This is a genomic window from Bradyrhizobium sp. CCBAU 51745 (assembly GCF_028128715.1).
GTDB lineage: Bacteria > Pseudomonadota > Alphaproteobacteria > Rhizobiales > Xanthobacteraceae > Bradyrhizobium > Bradyrhizobium manausense.
The window spans coordinates 60,174-80,589 of the sequence record NZ_LBJP01000090.1; the positions used below are offsets into that span (position 1 = coordinate 60,174).

General features: G+C 64.1%; 20 protein-coding genes and 1 tRNA gene. 5 read left to right on the top strand and 16 right to left on the bottom strand.

What is annotated here, in order from left to right:
* Positions 1–80: 80 nt before the first annotated feature.
* From nuoI to XH98_RS31835, 14 genes are all read right to left on the bottom strand, one after another.
* Positions 81–569 carry an NADH-quinone oxidoreductase subunit NuoI gene (gene nuoI / locus XH98_RS31770; RefSeq protein ID WP_026232873.1) on the bottom strand — a complete coding sequence of 163 codons (489 nt, stop codon included), beginning with the start codon at positions 567–569 and terminating at the stop codon, positions 81–83.
* A 14-nt stretch (positions 570–583) separates the two neighbouring features.
* On the bottom strand, positions 584–1,651 hold the full coding sequence (gene nuoH, locus XH98_RS31775) for an NADH-quinone oxidoreductase subunit NuoH (protein ID WP_271600533.1): 1,068 nt from the start codon (positions 1,649–1,651) through the stop codon (positions 584–586).
* Between the two features lie 4 nt (positions 1,652–1,655).
* Positions 1,656–3,731, bottom strand: coding sequence for an NADH-quinone oxidoreductase subunit NuoG (gene nuoG, locus XH98_RS31780; protein ID WP_271620968.1), 2,076 nt, complete (start codon positions 3,729–3,731; stop codon positions 1,656–1,658).
* Positions 3,732–3,736: 5 nt separating this feature from the next.
* The gene (nuoF, locus tag XH98_RS31785; protein WP_271600531.1) at positions 3,737–5,062 is read right to left on the bottom strand and encodes an NADH-quinone oxidoreductase subunit NuoF; all 1,326 of its coding nucleotides are present in this window, start codon (positions 5,060–5,062) and stop codon (positions 3,737–3,739) included.
* 15 nt (positions 5,063–5,077) lie between these two features.
* Positions 5,078–5,281, bottom strand: a complete 204-nt coding sequence (locus XH98_RS31790) for a hypothetical protein (RefSeq protein WP_057756207.1) — start codon at positions 5,279–5,281, stop codon at positions 5,078–5,080.
* The gene (gene nuoE / locus XH98_RS31795; protein ID WP_212232502.1) at positions 5,281–5,892 is read right to left on the bottom strand and encodes an NADH-quinone oxidoreductase subunit NuoE; all 612 of its coding nucleotides are present in this window, start codon (positions 5,890–5,892) and stop codon (positions 5,281–5,283) included. The genes XH98_RS31790 and nuoE overlap by 1 nt, the downstream gene beginning before the upstream one ends.
* Before the next feature lie 11 nt (positions 5,893–5,903).
* Positions 5,904–6,866, bottom strand: a complete 963-nt coding sequence (locus tag XH98_RS31800) for an FkbM family methyltransferase (RefSeq protein ID WP_271620969.1) — start codon at positions 6,864–6,866, stop codon at positions 5,904–5,906.
* Complete coding sequence (locus XH98_RS31805; protein WP_271600528.1) at positions 6,866–8,062, bottom strand: NADH-quinone oxidoreductase subunit D; 1,197 nt, start codon at positions 8,060–8,062, stop codon at positions 6,866–6,868. The genes XH98_RS31800 and XH98_RS31805 overlap by 1 nt, the downstream gene beginning before the upstream one ends.
* 2 nt (positions 8,063–8,064) lie before the next feature.
* Positions 8,065–8,676 (bottom strand): NADH-quinone oxidoreductase subunit C, encoded by a 612-nt coding sequence (locus XH98_RS31810; RefSeq protein ID WP_271600527.1) that lies wholly within the window; start codon positions 8,674–8,676, stop codon positions 8,065–8,067.
* Between the two features lie 11 nt (positions 8,677–8,687).
* Positions 8,688–9,275 (bottom strand): NuoB/complex I 20 kDa subunit family protein, encoded by a 588-nt coding sequence (locus XH98_RS31815; protein ID WP_220005645.1) that lies wholly within the window; start codon positions 9,273–9,275, stop codon positions 8,688–8,690.
* Positions 9,266–9,631, bottom strand: coding sequence for an NADH-quinone oxidoreductase subunit A (locus XH98_RS31820; protein ID WP_092290902.1), 366 nt, complete (start codon positions 9,629–9,631; stop codon positions 9,266–9,268). The genes XH98_RS31815 and XH98_RS31820 overlap by 10 nt, the downstream gene beginning before the upstream one ends.
* A gap of 478 nt (positions 9,632–10,109) precedes the next feature.
* Positions 10,110–11,246 (bottom strand): PepSY-associated TM helix domain-containing protein, encoded by a 1,137-nt coding sequence (locus tag XH98_RS31825; protein ID WP_271620970.1) that lies wholly within the window; start codon positions 11,244–11,246, stop codon positions 10,110–10,112.
* 21 nt (positions 11,247–11,267) lie between these two features.
* On the bottom strand, positions 11,268–13,517 hold the full coding sequence (locus XH98_RS31830) for a TonB-dependent siderophore receptor (protein ID WP_271620971.1): 2,250 nt from the start codon (positions 13,515–13,517) through the stop codon (positions 11,268–11,270).
* 183 nt (positions 13,518–13,700) lie between these two features.
* The gene (locus tag XH98_RS31835; protein ID WP_271600524.1) at positions 13,701–14,216 is read right to left on the bottom strand and encodes a MarR family winged helix-turn-helix transcriptional regulator; all 516 of its coding nucleotides are present in this window, start codon (positions 14,214–14,216) and stop codon (positions 13,701–13,703) included.
* Positions 14,217–14,414: 198 nt separating this feature from the next.
* On the opposite strand from XH98_RS31835, the gene XH98_RS31840 reads away from it, so the two are divergent.
* Entirely contained in the window at positions 14,415–15,605 is a 1,191-nt protein-coding gene (locus XH98_RS31840; RefSeq protein WP_271620972.1) for an aromatic ring-hydroxylating dioxygenase subunit alpha, read from the top strand.
* A 130-nt stretch (positions 15,606–15,735) separates the two neighbouring features.
* On the opposite strand, the gene XH98_RS31845 is transcribed toward XH98_RS31840, so the two are convergent.
* Positions 15,736–16,599, bottom strand: coding sequence for an alpha/beta fold hydrolase (locus XH98_RS31845; protein ID WP_271620973.1), 864 nt, complete (start codon positions 16,597–16,599; stop codon positions 15,736–15,738).
* A gap of 214 nt (positions 16,600–16,813) precedes the next feature.
* On the opposite strand from XH98_RS31845, the gene XH98_RS31850 reads away from it, so the two are divergent.
* The 4 genes from XH98_RS31850 (at position 16,814) to pepT (ending at position 19,115) form a co-directional block, all read left to right on the top strand.
* A complete protein-coding gene (locus XH98_RS31850) occupies positions 16,814–17,017 on the top strand; it encodes a hypothetical protein (RefSeq protein WP_057756230.1) in 204 nt (67 codons plus the stop codon).
* 156 nt (positions 17,018–17,173) lie between these two features.
* Positions 17,174–17,250 (top strand) — tRNA-Asp (locus XH98_RS31855).
* 200 nt (positions 17,251–17,450) lie between these two features.
* A complete protein-coding gene (locus XH98_RS31860) occupies positions 17,451–17,750 on the top strand; it encodes an HU family DNA-binding protein (protein ID WP_057756233.1) in 300 nt (99 codons plus the stop codon).
* Positions 17,751–17,867: 117 nt separating this feature from the next.
* Positions 17,868–19,115 (top strand): peptidase T, encoded by a 1,248-nt coding sequence (gene pepT, locus XH98_RS31865; protein WP_057756237.1) that lies wholly within the window; start codon positions 17,868–17,870, stop codon positions 19,113–19,115.
* A 9-nt stretch (positions 19,116–19,124) separates the two neighbouring features.
* Here pepT and XH98_RS31870 read toward each other — a convergent pair whose 3' ends face one another.
* Entirely contained in the window at positions 19,125–20,018 is an 894-nt protein-coding gene (locus tag XH98_RS31870) for a hypothetical protein (RefSeq protein WP_271600521.1), read from the bottom strand.
* Positions 20,019–20,416: the final 398 nt, after the last annotated feature.

Consider the following 20,416-nt stretch of genomic DNA (forward strand, 5'->3'; position numbering starts at 1 on the left):
GTTGCGGCGCGAGATTCCGGGTTCGCGCTGCGCGCGCCCCGGAATGACGTGGTGATGGCGGGAAGGATCATGCCCTCACCTCACCGGTACGGCGCGTCGAGCTCGATCGCTTTCGCGATCTCGCGTTCCCAGCGGTCGCCGTTGGCGAGCAGCTTGGCCTTGTCATAGAACAGTTCCTCGCGGGTCTCGGTCGCGAACTCGAAGTTCGGACCTTCGACGATGGCGTCGACCGGACAGGCCTCCTGGCAGAGGCCGCAATAGATGCACTTCACCATGTCGATGTCGTAGCGCACGGTGCGGCGGGTGCCGTCGTTGCGGCGCGGGCCGGCCTCGATGGTGATGGCCTGCGCCGGGCAGACCGCTTCGCACAGCTTGCAGGCGATACAGCGCTCTTCGCCGTTCGGATAGCGGCGCAGCGCATGCTCGCCGCGGAAACGCGGCGAGATCGGGCCCTTCTCGAACGGATAGTTCAGCGTCGGCTTCGGCTGGAAGAAATAGCGCATGGCGAGGAAGAACGCCGAGACGAATTCCGACAGCAGAAGCGAGCGCGCGGTGGCGTTGATGTTGATACCCATGACGGCCCTCACTTCGGCGCGATGCCGGCGAATTGCAGCACGCCCGCCACCACCACCACCATTACCAGCGAGAGCGGCAGGAACACCTTCCAGCCGAGGCGCATCAGTTGGTCGTAGCGGTAGCGCGGCACGATCGCCTTTGCCATCGCGAACAGGAAGAACATGAAGAACAGTTTCAGCGAGAACCAGATGATCCCCGGCACCCAGTTGAACGGCGGCAGGTCCACCGGGGGCAGCCAGCCTCCAAGGAAGAGGATCGTGGCCATCGCGCACATGGTGACGATTGCGACGTACTCGCCGAGCATGAACAAGAGATACGGCGTCGAGCCGTATTCGACCATGAAGCCGGCGACCAGCTCGGATTCGGCTTCGACGAGGTCGAAGGGCGGACGGTTGGTTTCCGCCAGCGCCGAGACGTAGAACACCACGAACATCGGGAACAGCGGCCAGACGTACCAGTTCAGGATGGTGAGCTGCGGCAGCCCGATCAGGCTGGCAAGGCCGCGGACATGCTGGGCCTCGACCACAGCCGACAGGTTCAGCGTGCCGGCGCAGAGCAGCACGGTGATGATGACGAAGCCGATCGAGACTTCGTAGGACACCATCTGCGCCGCCGAGCGCAGCGCGGCCAGGAACGGATACTTCGAGTTCGACGACCAGCCGGCCATGATGATGCCGTAGATCGATAGCGACGAGATCGCGAAGATGAAGAGGATGCCGACATTGATGTCGGAGATCACCCAGCCGAGATTGGTCGGGATCACCGCCCAGGCCGCCAGCGCGAGCACGCAGGACACCAAGGGCGCCAGCAGGAACACGCCCTTGTTGGCGCCTGACGGAATGATCGGCTCCTTCAGCACGAATTTGAGCAGGTCGGCGAAGGACTGGAACAGGCCCCAGGGCCCGACCACGTTCGGGCCGCGGCGGATCTGCACCGCCGCCCAGATCTTGCGGTCGGCCAGCAGGATGTAGGCGATCGCGACCAAGAGCACGACGAGCACCAGCACGCTCTCCGCGATCATGATGATCAGCGGCCAGAGGAAGCCGGTCCAGAATGCGCTTTCGAAGAATTCCATCAGCTCACTCCGCTGCGGTCAGCATCTGCCCGGAGGCAAGCCGCGAGCATTCCGCCATCACGGCGGACGCACGCGCGATTGGGTTGGTCAAATAGAAGTCCTCGATAACAGGCTTGAACGGGGCTTTCTCGGGCGAGCCGCCCTTCCCCGCCAGCTTCTTGATCTGGTCGGCGGAGCCGGCTTCGATCTGGTCGAGACGGATCAGATGCGGCACGGCCTTGAAGATCGCCTGGCGCAGCGCGCTAAGGGAGTCATAGCCGAGCTTCCTGCCGAGCGCCTCCGAGAGCGCACGGACGATCGCCCAGTCCTCGCGGGCTTCGCCGGGCGGGAACGCCGCGCGACCGGTCATCTGCACGCGACCTTCGGTGTTGACGTAGATCGCTGATTTCTCGGTGTAGGCGGCCGCCGGCAGGATCACGTCGGCGCGATGCGCGCCACGGTCGCCATGGGTGCCGATGTAGACGACGAAAGTGCCGTCCGGCGCCTTGATCTCGTCGGCGCCGAGCAGGAACAAGAGGTCCAGCGTGCCGAACGTCGTCATCTGCGCGGCGTTCAGCCCGCCCGGACCGGCGACGAAGCCGATGTCGAGCGCACCGACCCGCGAGGCGGTCTCGTGCAGCACGCCAAAGCCGTTCCAGCCGTCCTTCACCGCGCCGACGTCGAGCGCGAGCTTGGCGGCGGCAGCCAGAATGGCAGCGCCGTCGTGGCGCGCGGCCGCGCCTGCGCCAACGAGAATGATCGGGTTCTTGGCGTTCTTCAGCACGTCCATGAAGGAATGCTTGCCGGCGGCGAGCTCGCCGAGCGTCTCGGTGCCTGCGCCGAGATGGTCATAGTCATAGGTGAGATCGACCTTGGCGCCGATCACGCCGACCTTGAAGCCGCCGGCGCGCCAGCGCTTGCGGATGCGGGCGTTGAACACGGCCGCCTCTTTGCGCGGATTGGCGCCGATGATGAGCAGCGCATCCGCCTGCTCGACGCCTGCCAGCGTCGGGTTGAAGATGTAGGAGCCGCGGCCGAGCGCGGGATCGAAGGCGTCGCCGCCCTGCACCGCCAGGTTGGCCGAGCCGAACTTGGCGAGCAGGTCTTTCAGCGCGAACATCTCTTCGACGCCGGCGAGATCGCCGGCGATCGCGCCGATGCGCTTGCCGTCGGTGCGCGCCGCCTTGGAGGCGATCGCCGCAAAGGCTTCCGGCCAGCTCGCCGCGCGCAGCCTGCCGGCTTCGCGGATATAGGGCCGGTCGAGGCGCTGGGTGCGCAGACCGTCGACGATGTGGCGGGTCTTGTCGGAGATCCACTCCTCGTTCACGGCCTCGTTGATGCGCGGCAGCACGCGCATCACTTCACGGCCGCGGGTGTCGACGCGGATCGCCGAGCCCACGCCGTCCATGACGTCGATCGACTGGGTCTTGCCGAGCTCCCAGGGACGCGCAGCGAAAGCATAGGGTTTAGAGGTCAGCGCGCCGACCGGGCAGATGTCGACGAGATTGCCTTGCAGCTCCGAGGTCAGCGCGTGCTCGAGATAGGTCGTGATCTCCATGTCCTCGCCGCGCCCCGTCGCGCCCATTTCGGGGGCGCCGGCAACTTCCGCCGAGAAGCGGACGCAGCGCGTGCACTGGATGCAGCGGTTCATCGAGGTCTTGACTAGCGCGCCGAGATATTTGTCCTCGACCGCGCGCTTGTTCTCGGCGAAACGGCTGGTGTCGACACCGTAGCCCATCGCCTGGTCCTGCAGATCGCACTCGCCGCCCTGGTCGCAGATCGGGCAGTCCAGCGGATGGTTGATGAGAAGGAATTCCATCACGCCTTCGCGTGCCTTCTTCACCATCGGCGAACGAGTCGAAATCTCCGGCGGCTCGCCCTTCGGGCCCGGACGGCAATCGCGCACGCCCCAGGCGCAGGATGCGACCGGCTTCGGGCCGCCCTTCACCTCGACGAGGCACATCCGGCAATTGCCGGCGATCGACAGGCGCTCGTGATAGCAGAAGCGCGGAATCTCGGCGCCGGCCGCCTCGCACGCCTGAAGCAGCGTGTAATCGGCGGGGACATCGATCTCTTTGCCGTCGATGATGAGCTTGGTCATTCTCTCTACTCCGCCGCGACCATGTTCACGGGATCGCGGACGCCGGCATCGTCGATGTCGGCCTTGTGCGAATACTGGTCGATGCGCGCTTCGATCTCGTGACGGAAATGCGTGATCAGGCCCTGGATCGGCCAGGCGGCTGCATCGCCGAGCGCGCAGATGGTGTGGCCCTCGATCTGTTTTGTCACCTCGAGCAGCATGTCGATTTCGCGCTTATGCGCCCGGCCTTCAGCCATGCGGGTCAAGACGCGCCACATCCAGCCGGTGCCCTCGCGGCACGGCGTGCACTGGCCGCAGCTCTCATGCTTGTAGAAATAGGAGATGCGGGCGATCGCGCGGATCAAATCGGTCGACTTGTCCATCACGATCACGGCCGCGGTGCCGAGGCCCGAGCGCAGCTTGCTCAGGCTGTCGAAATCCATCGGCGTGTCGATGATCTGCTCGGCCGGCACCATGCGCACCGACGAGCCGCCCGGGATCACGGCCTTGAGGTTGTCCCAGCCGCCGCGAACGCCGCCGCAATGCTTGTCGATCAGCTCACGGAACGGAATGCCCATGGCCTCTTCGACGTTGCAGGGCCGTTCGACATGGCCGGAGATGCAGAACAGCTTGGTGCCGACATTGTTCGGACGGCCGATGCCGGCGAACCAGGCCGCGCCGCGGCGCAGGATGTCCGGGGCAACGGCGATGGACTCGACGTTGTTGACGGTGGTCGGGCAGCCGAACAGGCCGACATTGGCCGGGAACGGCGGCTTCAGGCGCGGCTGGCCCTTCTTGCCCTCGAGGCTTTCGAGCAGCGCGGTCTCCTCGCCGCAGATATAGGCACCGGCGCCGTGCGCGACGTAGAGGTCGAACGGCCAGCCGTTGACATTGTCCTTGCCGATCAGCTTGGCCTCATAGGCCTGGTCGATCGCGGCCTGCAGGCGCTCGCGCTCGCGGATGAACTCGCCGCGGACATAGATGTAGCAGGCATGCGCGTTCATCGCGAAGCTCGCGATCAGGCAGCCCTCGACCAGCAGATGCGGATCGTGCCGCATGATCTCGCGGTCCTTGCAGGTGCCGGGCTCGGATTCGTCGGCATTGACGACGAGATAGCTCGGACGGCCGTCGGTGGATTCCTTCGGCATGAAGGACCACTTCAGACCGGTCGGGAAGCCGGCGCCGCCACGGCCGCGCAGCCCCGAGGCCTTCATCTCGTTGATGATCCAGTCGCGGCCCTTGTCGATGATGTTCTTGGTGCCATCCCAGGCGCCGCGGCGCCGCGCGCCCTCGAGCCCCCAATCGTGGAGGCCGTAGAGGTTCTTGAAGATACGGTCCTTGTCCTCGAGCATATCAGTGCTTTCCGATCAACGGTTGGCCTGCTTGTAGGCAAGCCCGGCGGCGCAGACGGCGAAGGTCAGCGCCCAGAGCAGACTGGTTTCCTGCGTCGCGTTCATCACGAAGCGCTGCAGCAGGAACATGAAGGTGGCGGCGAGCGCGGCGTGCATGGCGATGAAGCCAACTTTCTTCACGGCTTCGCTCCCACGGTTCGCCTTGGACGGAAGACCCATCAGGAGGTCTCCTTCAGCGTGGTCGGCCCGCCCATCGGTGCGGAGAACTGGCGGCCGTTCTGCGGGCCGGGCTTGGGCGGGTTGCCCGAGGCAAAGCCGTCGAGCACCTTGCCAAAGCTTTCCGCGGTCAGGTCCTCATAGGTATCCTTGCCGATCAGCACCATCGGCGCGTTCACGCAGGCCCCGAGGCACTCCACCTCTTCCCAGCTGAAATTGCCGTCCTTGGAGAGGTGGAAGGGATCGTGATGGATCCGGCTCTCGCAGACATGGATCAAATCTTCGGCACCGCGCAGCCGGCACGGCGTGGTGCCGCAGACCTGGACGTGGGCCTTCTTACCGACCGGTGCGAGCTGGAACATCGTGTAGAAGGTCGCGACCTCGAGCACGCGGATATAGGGCATGTCGAGCAGGTCGGCGACGGCGCGGATCGCGGCTTCCGACACCCAGCCCTCGTGCTGTTCCTGGACGCGCCAGAGAATGGCGATGACGGCCGAGGCCTGGCGTCCGGCCGGATATTTCGCGATCTGCTGCTTGGCGAACGCGAGGTTCTCCTCCGTGAACGTAAAGCTCGCGGGCTGGACTTCCTTCGGTGCTAATCGGCGAACGGACATCTCTTAATCTCTCACTGCATACGGCGCGCGTTTTTGGCGTTCAGGGCATCGATCCTGTCCTGCCAGAACGCGCTTGCGGTGCCGAAAACGTTGTAGCCGACATGGGTCGAGACCTTGATGCGGTCGAGGATCGACAGCTCGGTCACGGTCTCCAGCTGGTTGGTGCGCGGATCGAGCACGATCAGCTTCAAGGGGGTTTGTTCGAGGATGTAGCGCGACACCGCATGCGAGCGGTCGCTGCCGTGCTCCTCGCACATGATGACGCTGTCGGTCTGAAGCAGGCGGGCGCCGCCCTTGATCGCCTCGATCTCGACGCCCTCGACGTCGAGCTTGATCAGGTATTTGCCAGTCGCTGCAACCTTGCCGTCGTCGATCAGGTCGTCGAGCGCAAGGACAGGCACTTCTTCACCGCCAGCCGACGCGGCGCCGGCGATGCTGAAGGCTTCGTGCTTGGTGCCGGAGAGACGCGCGGTGCCGCGGGCAGCGCCGATCGCGCACTTCATGGTCTCGAAGCGATTGCCGTTGATGCGGGCATTGTTGGCGAGCTTCGGATAGTTCTGGCCGGACGGCTCGATCGCGATCGCCTTGTGCGCGCCGAACGGCCTGCTCGATACCAGCACCGACCAGTAGCCGTAATTGGCGCCGCAATCGAGCAGCGTGTAATCGACGTCGATGGAGTCGGTGAACAACAGCTCCAGCTCGTCCTCGTAGCAATAGGTACGGTTGAGCAGCTTGCTCCAATAGCCATCGCCGTAAGGAAATTCGAACACCGCGTCCGGGTTGAGCTTGATGGCGATGTTGCGCTCGGGCAGCGTCTTCCGCAGCAAATTCGCGCAGGCGATGTAGCCCATATGCGAGAAATGCGAGGAGATCTTCGATCCCGTCACCAGCGCCAAGGCAGCCGTCCGCTCCCACAGGTTGGCCCCTTCAAGGGCCCCCGAGGCACGGTCAAACTGGATTGGCGCCTGCGCCATCACCGATCGACCTCTCCGAACACGATGTCGAGCGAGCCGAGAATGGCCGAGACGTCGGCGAGCAGATGGCCGCGGCAGATGTGGTCCATCGCCTGGAGATGGGCAAAGCCCGGCGCGCGGATCTTGCACTTGTAGGGCTTGTTGGTGCCGTCGGAGACGAGATAGACGCCGAACTCGCCCTTCGGCGCCTCGACCGCGGCGTAGACCTCGCCTTCCGGCACGCGCACGCCTTCGGTGTAGAGCTTGAAGTGATGGATCAGCGCTTCCATCGAGCGCTTCATCTCGCCACGACGGGGCGGTGCGACCTTGTTGTCTTCGACGACGACGGGCCCCTTGCCGTCAGGCGCGTTCAGCTTCTGGATACACTGCTTCATGATGCGCACGGCCTGACGCATCTCTTCCATGCGGATCAGGTAACGGTCGTAGCAATCGCCGTTCTTGCCGATCGGAATGTCGAAATCCATCTCGGCGTAGCACTCATAAGGCTGCGACTTGCGCAGGTCCCAGGCCGCGCCCGAGCCGCGCACCATCACGCCCGAAAAACCCCACTCCCAGGCTTCCTTCAGCGGCACCACGCCGATGTCGACGTTTCGCTGCTTGAAGATGCGGTTTGCAGTGAGCAGGCGATCGAGGTCGTCCACGACTTTCAGGAACGGATCGCACCAGGCCTCGATATCGTCGATCAGCTTCTGCGGCAGGTCCTGATGCACGCCGCCGACGCGGAAGAAGGCTGCATGCATACGGCTGCCCGAGGCGCGCTCGTAGAACACCATCAGCTTCTCGCGCTCTTCAAAGCCCCACAGCGGCGGGGTCAGGGCGCCGACGTCCATCGCCTGCGTGGTGACGTTGAGAAGATGCGAGAGGATACGGCCGATCTCGCAATAGAGCACGCGGATCAGCTGGCCGCGGCGCGGCACCTCGATGCCGAGCAGCTTTTCAGCGGCCAGGCAGAAGGCGTGCTCCTGGTTCATCGGCGCGACGTAGTCGAGCCGGTCGAAATAAGGGATCGCCTGCAGATAGGTCTTCTGCTCGATCAGCTTCTCGGTGCCGCGGTGAAGCAGACCGATATGGGGATCGACACGGGCGACAACCTCGCCGTCAAGCTCCAGCACCAGACGCAGCACGCCGTGCGCGGCCGGATGTTGCGGTCCAAAGTTGATCGTAAAATTGCGAAGCTGTTCGGATTGCTCGTTCATGATCAGGCCTTCGGTCCCGCCTTCTCGTCGCCGGGAAGCGGATAGTCCGCCCCTTCCCACGGCGAGAGGAAATCGAACTTGCGGAATTCCTGGTTGAGCCGGACGGGCTCGTACACCACGCGCTTCTCCTGGTCGTCGTAGCGGACCTCGAGGAAGCCGGTCAGCGGGAAATCCTTGCGCAGCGGATGTCCCTCGAAACCGTAATCGGTGAGGATGCGGCGCATGTCGGGATGACCGACGAAGAACACGCCGTAGAGATCGTAGGCCTCGCGCTCGAACCAGTCGGCGCCGGGGAACACCTCGATCAGCGACGGCACCTGCGTGGTCTCGTCGGCCTGGGCCTTGAGGCGGACGCGAGTGTTCAGGGTGGGTGACAGGAAATGATAGATCACGTCGAAACGCTTTTCGCGCGACGGATAGTCGGTCGCCGTGATGTCGGTGAAGTTGACGAAACGGCAGTTCGGATCGTCGCGGAGGTACTTGACCACCTCGACGATCTTGCTGACCTCGACATCAACCGTGAGCTGGTTGAAGGCCACCTGATAACCGGTGGCGGCGCCCGGAAGCGCGCTCACGATCGTCTGCCCCAGGGCGTCGAGCTTGGCGTCGTCCATGACGTAAAACCTTAGCGTTCGATGGTGCCGATGCGGCGGATCTTCTTCTGCAGCAGCAGCACGCCGTAGAGCAGCGCTTCCGCCGTGGGCGGACAGCCCGGCACGTAGATGTCGATCGGCACGATGCGGTCGCAGCCGCGCACGACCGAGTAGGAATAGTGATAATAGCCGCCGCCATTGGCGCAGGAGCCCATCGAGATGACGTAGCGCGGCTCGGGCATCTGGTCATAGACCTTGCGCAGCGCCGGCGCCATCTTGTTGGTCAGCGTGCCCGCGACGATCATCACGTCGGACTGGCGCGGCGAGGCACGCGGCGCAAAGCCGAAGCGCTCGACGTCATAACGCGGCATCGACACCTGCATCATCTCGACCGCGCAGCAGGCGAGGCCGAAGGTCATCCACATCAGCGAGCCGGTGCGCGCCCAGGTGATGAGATCGTCGGTCGCGGCCGTGAAGAAGCCCTTGTCGGACAGCTCGGAATTGACCTCGAGGAAGAACGGATCATTGGCCCCGACCGGCTTGCCGGTGGAGGGATCCAGAATGCCCTTCGGGGCCGGCGCGATCGCCGGACCCGAGGACGATACAGGGTTCAATCCCATTCGAGTGCCCCTTTCTTCCATTCATAGGCGAAGCCGACTGTCAGCACGGCGAGGAACACCAGCATGGACCAGAAACCGGTCGCGCCAAGCTTGCCGAACGCCACCGCCCAGGGAAACAGGAACGCCACCTCGAGGTCGAAGATGATGAAGAGGATCGCGACCAGATAGAAGCGGACGTCGAACTTCATGCGGGCATCGTCGAAGGCGTTGAAACCGCACTCATACGCCGACAGCTTTTCCGGGTCCGGCTGCTGGAACGCCACGATGAAGGGCGCGATCAGGAGCACCAGGCCGATGATGGCCGCTACCCCTATAAAGACGACGAGTGGAAGATAGTTCTGTAGAATGCCGCTCATTGACGAGCCCTTTTTCCCGCAGCCTCGGGACAGCCACGGATTCGTCCGATTTGGAATTATTCTGAGCCTTAGCGCAGTGCACCAATGGGCGCAAGACACGCTCTTTTCAGGCCCTTTGCTGCTCCCGGACCGGTGGAATCCCGGAATCACCCCGCGGCTGGTATGAAGCAGATCGCCGGACGCGACAAGGGCGGCCACAGCTTTGCAGGGCAGCTGTTCTGGGATTGCGGCGGACGGCCCGCGGCCCGCTATTTGCCACGTCTTGTCGGCGAAAATGGCCCGGTTTCTTGGCTGCGGCGGCGCACCCAAACCCGGGCAACGACCACGACCGGCGCCCCGACCGTCGCCCAGGCGACATACTGGCCGATCGTTCCCCACAGCAACGCAGCCAGGAGACCTGTCATGGTCGCGGCCGCGAGCAGGCCAGGTGCCGCGAAGACACGTATCCACAGCCGTGAGCTGTCAGAGGAGCCATGCATCACGACGAGGCCTGGGCTCGTCTGGCGAATGTGTCACGGCGGGCCGGCGCCTTCTTCCGCCGGCGCGCCAGCCAGAGATAGAGGCCGCTGCCGATCACGACGATGGTGAGCCCGTCGAGCGCGGCCCAGATCAGCTTCAGCGGCGTGCCGCCATAATCGCCGAAATGCAGCGGCTGCGAGATCAGCAGCGCCTGGAGATAGAGCGGCAGCGCCCTGCTATCGGCAACCTCCCCGGTTTCGCCGTCGAGCAGGACCGGCTGGAGCAGCCGCGCGGTCAGGGCCGTGTCACCACGCATGAAGGCCGCGAAATGGTGCGAGGACGTGAACGGCGTCCCCGGGAACGCGACGAAGGCGATCTCCATACCCGGAGCCGCCTGCTTCGCGCGCGCGACGACATCGTCGAGCGAGGCGAGATGCACCGGCGGCGGCTTGCCGGCATAGGGCGCCACCATGCTGGCGAGCTCGGTCGCCTTCCACTGGCTCAGCATCAGCTCAGCCCAGGTGTTGACGACACCGGTGAGGCCCACCACCAGCGCCCAGGCCACCGTCACCACGCCGATCAGATTGTGCCAGTCGAGCCAGCGGACCCGGCGCGAGGCATGATCGCGGATGGTGGCAAAGCGCAGGCGGCGGGTGAACGGCCAGTACAGCACCACGCCGGAGACGATCGCGATCGCAAACAACACTCCCATCGCACCTAGGAACAGCTTTCCGACCTGTCCCGCAAACATGTCGGTGTGCAGCTTGAGCACGATCAACATCGGCCCGACGCCAACCGGCCCGAGCAATTTGGCCGAGACCGCATCGAAAGCACGCACGGTCGCGTTATCGGGCGCCCCGTCAGTCGCGCTGTTGGTGAAGGCCATCACGATGCCCGGCTCGTCCCTGTCCCAGGACACATATTGCAAGACGCGGCCGGGATCGGCGGCGAGCGCGGCGTCGGCGACGACTTGGGGCGTCGCGCGCGCCGCGCTCGCATGAGCTTCGGGCTGGGGGGCGTAGCCCAGGAGCTCATCGACCTCGTGATGGAAGATCAGCGGCAAGCCGGTCAGGCAGAGCAACAGCAGGAACAGGGTCGAGACCAGGCTGGTCCAGGTGTGGACCACCGACCAGAGCCTGACCGTGCGCGCCTTCACGTCAGCATCCCTCGCCCACACTCACCATTTGTAGGACACGCTGGCGGTGACGCGGCGGCGGTCGCCGTAGAAGCAGGACGAGGCCGAGGCGCAGCTCGCGACGTAGATCTTGTCGGTCAGGTTGATGACGTTGAGGGCGGTGCGCCAGTTCTGCCATTCGTAATGAAGCGCGAGGTCGCCGAGTACGACGGCGGGGACTTCGAGCGTATTGGCGGCGTCGGCCCAGGACGAGCCGACGTAACGAACGCCACCGCCGAAGCCGAAACCCTCCAGCGGTCCTTCCTTGAAAGTATAGTCCGCCCAGCCCGAGATCAACATCTCCGGCGCGTTGGCCGGCGTCTTGCCAACCAGCGACGGATCGAGATCCTTGCTGGTGAAGAGATGGTAGGCGGTGAAGGCGCCGATCAGCTTCAGCTCCTTGCTGGCATTGGCCACCGCTTCGAGCTCGATGCCGCGCGAGGTCACCTCGCCGGTCTGGTTCTGCAGCAGCACATTCGCGGGATCGGTGGTCGCCACGTTCTGCCGCTTCAGGTCGAACAGCGACGCGGTGAAATAGCCATCAAATCCCGTGGGCGCGACTTTGACGCCGATCTCGGCCTGCTTGCCGGTCTCCGGCAGGAACAGCCGGTTCTGCGCGTTGAGGCCGATGATCGGATTGTAGCTTGTCGCATAGGAGACGTAGGGCGCGATGCCGTTGTCGAAATTGTAGATCAACCCGGCGCGACCGCTGAATTGGCTGTCGTCGCGCTGGGCAATATTCGCGCCGGTGTCGCGCGCGGCCTGCGTCGTCTCGACCCAGTCATTGCGGCCGCTCAAGACCAGCGTGAAGTTGCCGAGCTTCATCTGGTCCTGGACGTAGGTGCCGGCCTGCTTCTGCGTGATCAGGAAGTTGCGGAATGGTGCGCCCGTCAGCGGAATGTGCAAGCCATAGGCGGGATTGAACACTTTGATGGACGGCACGGTGCCGAAGTTGAATGCCTGGTAGTCGTCGATCCGATAGCCCTTCAGATCGACCCCGAACAGCATGGTATGCTGCACCCGACCGGTGCCGAAGCGATACTCCAGCTGGTTGTCGAGATTGGCCTGGTTGGCGGTGTTCTTCGCATACCAATTGTAGCGGCCCATTGTGGCCGTGTTGATGTTGTCCCAACCGTTGCCGACGAAGCCCCGATAGGTCAGGTCGACATGGGCAAAGCGCGCGTTCTGCCGGAAGGTCAGATCCTCGGTGAGGTTACGCTCGAACTGATAGCCGAGCATCTCCTGCTCGCGTGTGAACTTGTCGACGCCGGGATCGCCGGCGAAGAAGCCGGTCGGGATCTTGCCGAACGGCGCGCTCGTCACCGCGCCTTGGTACGGCAGGAAGTTGATGCCGCGGGTGTCCTGCTTCGATGCCGAGGCCAGCACCGTGAAGGTCGTGTCGGCGTCCGGCTTCCAGGTGACGGACGGCGCGATGAAGTAGTTGTTGTCGGGCGTGAAGTCGACCTGCGTGCCGCCGTTCTGGACCTGGCCGACCACGCGGTAGAGCAACTGGCCGTTGCCAGGCTGCGTCGCGACCGGACCGCCGACATCGAAGCCGACATAGGCGTTGCCGAAAGCGTTGACGCCGGTCTCGATGTAGCGAACCGGCTCGGTCGGCGGCATCTTGCTGATGACGTTGACGATGCCGCTCGGGCTCGATCCGCCATAGAGCACGGCCGAGGGACCGCGCAGCACCTCGACTCGCTCCATGTTGGAGGGTTGCAGCTTCCAGCTCGCATAGGAAGTGTAGAACAGCTGCGTGCCGTCGAGGAAGAGGCCGACATCATCGGACTTGAAGCCGCGGATCAGCCACCAATCGTAACGAGTATCGGCGCCGAACGTGCCGGCGCGCACGCCTGCGGCGTAGCGCAGCGCTTCGTCGAGCTTGTTCGGCTTCTGGTCGCGGATCTGATCGGCGCCGATCACCGACACCGCCTGAGGCGTCTCCATGATCGGCGTGTTGGTCTTGGTGCCGGACGAACTGCGGTGGGCAACATAGCCCTGCACCGGGCCGCGCGGAGTCTCGACGACGCCGACGTTACGTTGGGGCTGCGGTCTGCGGCTGTTGGCGGTTTGCACCTGGCTTTGCGCCCGGCGCGGTGCGCGAACGGTCGCGCGGCGGCGCTGTTCAGGCGCAGCGACGTTCACCGGCGGCAGGCTCTGCGCACCGTTCTGTGCCAACGATTGTGCGAGCGATGCCTGCGGCATCAAAACCCAAGCGGATGCGGTCGCCAACGCGGCCGACCGCAGCATTCCAAGACTGTTCAACACGCCACCCCGATATGCATCTGATCGTCATGCCGCCTGTCCCAGGACGGCATGCGTTGCGGTGACGCTTAGGAGAGCGCGCGCGATATCGCCAATTGAAAGGCTCTTAGAAAAATTCTTAGAGAGTCTCTTAGAAGCGCTCCAGCAGGTCCAAGGATCTCGGCGCTATCAGCGCGCATCCTTCTCGGCCTCGAGCATCGCCTCCGCGGTCGCGGTGAGACGATCGATCTGAGCGAGCAGCGTCTCGAGCTCGTCCTTGCTCAATTGCGCCAGCAGTATCCGGTTGCGCTCCTGCGCGCCTTCGACGATCACATCATGCGCGGCGAGGCCTGCCGGCGTCAGCGACACCAGCACCTCGCGGCTATCCCTGGGATTTGCCGACTTCTCGATCAGCTTGCGCGCGACCAGCTCAGCCAATGCACGACTGATCTGGCCCTTGTCCTGGCCGACGGCTTCGGCGAGCCGCGCCACGCTCATTGGCGGCCGCCGGCCAAGCGAGGCGACCAGACCGAACTCGACCGATGACAACCCAGCGAGGCGCTTGTAGCGCAGGATGGCACCGCGCTTGAGCAGATTGGCAAGCACGATCAGCCGCGACGACAGCATCTCGGTGATCGGGGCCGGCGAATGATTGTCGTCCGTATCGGACGATACACGCCCGTCCCTGCTCACAGTCTGGCTCATGGCTCACCTCTGCCAAGAAAGCCAGGACGTGCCAAGTGGTCGTAGAGCCTTGGTAGCGCAACCTCTCCAATCTATTCCGAATGCGACCGGGAGGTTCCCCTGGATGATCGTTGACATTGTCATCTAATTATTTTCCATTGGGTCAACGCACTGAAAACGACCCGGCCTACCCAAGGGCAGCGGTTGGGAGGAACCAGCATGACGATCACCCAGCGCGATCGCGATCTCGGCACGGCCTATGCGATGAAGCCGGCGCAGACGCGCACCGAGCTCACTTCCGTCGTACGCGGCACGCCGATGGGCGAACTGCTGCGCCGCTACTGGCATCCGATCGGGCTCACCGGCGATGCCACCGACACGCCGAAGAAAGTCCGCGCTCTCGGCGAAGATTTGATCCTGTTCCGCGCCAAGCACGGCCGCGCCGGCCTGCTCCACGCGCGCTGCTGCCACCGCGGCACCACGCTCTATTATGGCAAGGTCGAGGAGGACGGCATCCGCTGCTGCTATCACGGCTGGAAGTTCGACACCGAGGGCCTTTGCCTGGAGCAGCCGTGCGAGCCCGATGGCGGCCAGTTCAAGGATAAGGTGCGCCAGCCCTGGTATCCGGTCGCGGAACGTTACGGGCTGATCTTCGCCTATATGGGCCCGGCCGAGAGACGTCCGGTACTGCCGCGCTATGAGTGCCTCGAAAACATGGACGACGGCGAGTTCGTCGAGGCCGACGATTCATCGATCGGCGGCGGCGGACCGGCGATCATTCCCTGCAACTGGCTGCAGCATTTCGAGAACGTGGTCGATCCCTATCACGTGCCGGTGCTGCACGGCTCGTTCTCGGGGCCGCAATTCACCAACATGATGGCCTCGATGCCGGAGGTGACGTTCGACAAGACGCCGCGCGGCATCGCCGTTCGCTCGATCCGCAAGCAGGACGACGGCCGTGTGTTCTACCGCGTCACCGAAGCCGCCCTGCCCACGCTGCGCGTGGTGCCCAATCCGCGCGTGGCGCAATTCGCCCGTGTCGAGTCGATCGGCTGGACGTTGCCGATCGACGACACCTCCTTCCGCATCTATGTTGCCGGCCGCGTCAAGACATCAGGCGACATCGGCCGCATGCGCTCGACGTTCAACGGCAAATTCTGGTGGGACATGACGGAGGAAGAGCACCAGCAATTCCCCGGCGACTACGAAGCCCAGGTCGGCCAGGGCCCGGTGACCGTGCACTCCGAGGAGCATTTCGGCCAGAGCGACCGCGGCATCCTGATGATCCGGCGCATGCTGGGCGAGCAGTTGGAAGCGATGGAAGCGGGCCGTGACCCGATCGGCGTGTCCTTCGATGCGAACATGCCGCCAATAGAGTTTGAAGCGGGGAATTACATCCGCGAAGGCTGACGCAGCCCATGATGGGCCGTGCGCTATTCCCTACTCTCCGCAGCGGTCACGACCACGCTCGGCGCGCTTCTGTTCATCTGGGCGGCGCGGCCCCTCCGCGCCGACATCGTCAGGGCGAGCTGAGCTTCCCTCAAGCCGCCATGAGGGCGAGCATGTCCGCAATCACCCGCTCGCCATGCGTCAGTGGCAGCGGATGCGGGCCGCCTTCGTAGACAACGAGCCTGCTGCCCTTGATAAGCTTTGCGGTCTTGGCTCCTGTCAACGGCAGCGGCGCGCTGGCATCCTTGTCGCCATGGAGGATCAGCGTCGGGCGATCGATGCTGGCGGCAGCCGAGCGCAGATCGGAGAAGGAGATGGTCTTGCGGCATGCCAGCGCCACCGGCAGCGGCACGCGCATCATCATGTCGCGGATCCAGCTCCGCGTGATCTCCGGTGTCTCGGGCAGGAAGAATGGCGCTTCGTTCGCTGCGATCCATTTGGCGAAGTCGCGGGCGATGGCTGTGTGGCCGGCCTCGATCATCTCCCTCGGCACCGCATCCGGATTGTCCTCGGTCTGGACCAGGAACGGCGTCGTCGGCGCGACCAGCACCAGCCTAGCGATCCGGTCCGAGCCATATCGTCCGAGATAGTTCACTGCCTCGACCGTCCCCATCGAGAAGCCGACCAGCGTGACGTCGCGCAGATTGCGGGCCTCGATCACCGCAGCGACGTCGTCGGTCAGGGTCTCCAGGTCATAACCCGTGGACGGCATCTCGGACCGGCCATGCCCGCGCCGATCAGGCGCAACGCAACGAAAGCCCTTCGCAGTGAGCGCTTCGATGTGACTGCCCCAGATGCTGCCATCGAAGGTCCAGGCCGACAGCAGCAGCACCGGTTTTCCGTTGCCCCAATCCTGCACGAACAGCTTGGTGCCGTCCCTGGCGGTCACATAAGGCGATCGCGCCGCCGGCTGGGCGGTTTCGAGGAGCGAGGCTTGGATGGCTGGACGGTTCATGGGGCTTCTCCCTTGCCGGATGGTTCGCGGACGATGGAAGCGATCATGACGAGGGATTGCGCCCGCGCGATTACGCGGCAGGTAAGACTGCCCAGGGCGAAGCGGCGAAATGGGGAGAATGAAACCATTTTGCGGAACCGCGAAACGATCCGGAAACAGATGATCCTTAAGACGTCAGCCTGCAGACGGCGCCAAAGCCCGTCGGGAGGCTTCGATGAACCACTCAATTCACTCTGCAGATCGGGGTACCCACCTGAAGATCGTGGTGGTGGCGCTGGTGGCCGGCATCGCAGTCGCCGCCTTCGGGATCGCAGCCCGCACCAATGCCGAATTCAGCCAGACCGCCCAGTCCACCCATGTGATCAAGGCCGGCAAGCCGGTGGCGGTCACGAGTTCGGGGGCCGCCGAGATTCGCTGACACGCCCTATTCCGGGCTGACCAGAGGCCGCCGTCCGGCGGCCTTTTTCGTTTTCCCAAGCAATGCTTAGCCGAGATGCTCCGGCGCATCGCAACGTCCTTGACTTCACCAAGCCCCGCCTTTAAGTCCCCCCTCGTTCCGCGGACATCGCGTCACGCGGGAGTAGCTCAGTTGGTTAGAGCGCCGGCCTGTCACGCCGGAGGTCGCGGGTTCGAGCCCCGTCTCTCGCGCCATTTTTGGCAATCCCTTCATTGTCTTAGCTCGAAATTCTCGACGCCTTTCCCGGCTGCGCCGGCTGTTCTCGGCACGCCGATGGAACCCTCGGCATAGTCAGCCCACGTCCGAATCGTCTACGCCTTCCAGGAACTTAGGGGATCCCCGCGCTTTTCCGGTTTTTCCGGGGCTTCCCTGGCAATCGAGGAGGCCAGACAGCATGGCGAAGAAGGCAGCTAGTCCCGTCACCATCACCCTCAAACACCTTGCAGCCGATATCGCGGAACGCCAGGACGTCTCCAAGAAGCATGCCGAGGCCGTCCTGACCGACATGGTCAATCTCATCACCAAGCATCTCAAGAAGGGTGACCGCGTCCGTATTGTCGGGCTCGGCATCCTCCAGGTCCGCAAGCGCGCCGCCCGCACCGGCCGGAATCCGGCCACGGGCGAAGCCATCCACATCAAGGCCAGCAAGAAGGTCGCGTTCCGCCCGGTCAAGGAGCTGAAAGAGGCGATCTGAGCGCTTACGCCTCGTTAAGCCTGATCCGGCGTCTCGCACGCCGCAACGCCGCCGCTTTCTGGTATATCGATGCTTCCCAGCATCTGCTCCCCCACAGCCGCGGCGGTTTGACCAGAAATGTCCCTGACCTTTTCGCACACCGTGACCGAGCGCTTCCTGCGCTACGTCACCATCGACACCCAGTCGGATCCGAATTCCCCGGCCTCGCCATCGACCGAGAAGCAAAAGGATCTCGGCCGCGTTCTCGTGACAGAGCTGAAGGCCATGGGCATCGCCGACGCCCATCTCGACGATTACGGCTATGTCTACGCAACAATCCCGGCCAATACGACCAAGAAAGTGCCGGTGATCTGTTTCTGCTCACACATGGACACCTCGCCCGACGTCACCGGCAAGAACGTAAAGCCGCAGGTCGTGAAGAACTATCGCGGCGGCGACATCACGCTGCCGGGCGATACCAGCCAGGTGATCCGCTTCACCGAGCATCCCGCGCTGAAGCACCAGATCGGCAACGACATCATCACCACCGACGGCACCACGCTTCTGGGCGCCGACAACAAGGCCGGCGTCGCCGAGATCATGGATGCCGCGCATTTCTTCATCAACAACCCTGATGTGAAGCACGGCGCCATCAGGATCCTGTTCACGCCGGATGAAGAGATCGGCCGCGGCGTCGACAATGTCGACATCAACAAGCTTGGCGCCGACTTCGGCTACACCATGGACGGCGAAAGCGCCGGCAGCGTCGAGGACGAGACGTTCTCTGCCGACGGCGCCACCATCACCATCACGGGCGTCAGCGCCCATCCTGGTTATGCCAAGGGCAAGATGGAGCACGCGATCAAGATCGCGGCGGCCATCATCGAGCGCCTGCCCAAAGAAGGCTGCTCGCCCGAGACCACCTCAGGCAAGCAGGGTTTCCTGCATCCGGTCGGCATCGAAGGAGCGCTGGAACAGGCGACCCTCTCCTTCATCGTCCGCGACTTCACCGAGGAAGGGCTGAAGGAAAAGGAGGCCCTGCTCGAGGCCATCGTCAAGGAGGTGATGAAGGATTACCCGCGCTCGACCTACAAGTTCGAGGTGCGCGAGCAGTACCGCAACATGAAGCAGGTGATCGATCGTTACCCGCACATCCTCGAATATGCCATCGAGGCGATCCGCCGGGCCGGCCTGCGTCCGATGCGGACCGCGATCCGCGGCGGCACCGACGGCTCGCGCCTCTCCTTCATGGGCCTGCCCTGCCCCAATATCTTCGCGGGCGAGCACGCCTTCCACTCGCGGCTCGAATGGGTGAGCCGGCAGGATATGGAGAAGGCGGTGCAGACCATCGTGCATCTGGCGATGATCTGGGAGGAGAAGGCTTAAGCCTTCTCCTTACGGCATCGTCATGGCGCGCCGGCCGCGATGGAAGCGGTTGGAGCTTGCCATCCAGCTCGGCAGCGGCTCGCCATCGCGGTGCCGCCCACCGGCGACGGCCGCGGCCCAGGCCACGGCGGCGCCGATCAGGGCGGCCGTCGCGACCGAGAAAGCGACGATCACCGAATTGCGCCTGGCACGGTTGATCGCCGCATGGGACTCGACGATCGATGCATCGACGCGCCTCTCGGCGTCCGGCGCACCCAATCCCGTCAGCGCGGCGACTTGCTGCACCAGATAAGCACGGTCGTCGACGCTGATACCGCTGTGGCTCGATGTGGTCATCAGAATGCGCCCGGCTTCGGCACGGGCTTCCCGCATATCAGTGTTAGGAGGTCGGCGTGGGGCGCGGAACAGCTTGTCGAGCTCGTAGCTGAGCAGCGGCTCGGCGGAGCTCGCGTTGCCGGCGCCGCTGCGCGTCGGCGAACGGTCGAGCGCAGCCGCACCGATAATTGCCAGCAGCGCCGCACCGATCAGCACGGCCAACGCCCATGACGTCAGCCCATGCAGCCCGTCGCGCCGTTCGCCGTCATCCTCGATGGTTGCCAGCGCCGGTGCCGGCCGAGCCGTGCGGCCGGCGATATAGCCGCCGAAGCCAAAACTGATGATCGCCTGGATGATCAGATACAGTCCTGATAACAGCGCCAGCGCGGCCGAGGCATCGCGCCAGGTCGGCGAGGCCGAGCTGACACCGAGGCCCATGGCCACGCCGAAGCTGACCAGAATGAATGACATTGCGCCCGCCGCAAAAGCGCCGGCGAGGACGGAGCTCCACTGGATGCTCCGCCCCTCCTCGGCGGTGATAAAGCCGCCTTCCATGACGTTGTCCTGCACAAGAGTTTCGATCGCCATAGCGGGTCTCTCAGCGCAGGCCGAAGAACGACAAGATCGCCATGATCACGACGATCAGGCCAATCAGATAGATCAGTCCGTCCATAATCCCATCCTCCTCAAACGCTCTGGGCGCTAATGAGGGGGAGCGGAGAACGTTCCTAAATTTTGCAGGCTGCCGGAACGAATTGACGAGACCTGAATTGTCTCTGCAAGTCCCAACGGATGAAGATTGTGAGCACACGAGGCCTCAGCCGGTCAGCCCCGGGCTGGGGCCTTTTCGTTTGGCTGTGCGACATCAAGTTCCGAAGATGGGGCCCCCGATAGCGCCAACGAGCTGGCGCTGCCGGCGCTTGACCTGTTGTTCCGGCGTGACGGCACGAGCGAAACGCCTACAATGGCGGCTGATTTGGCTGATG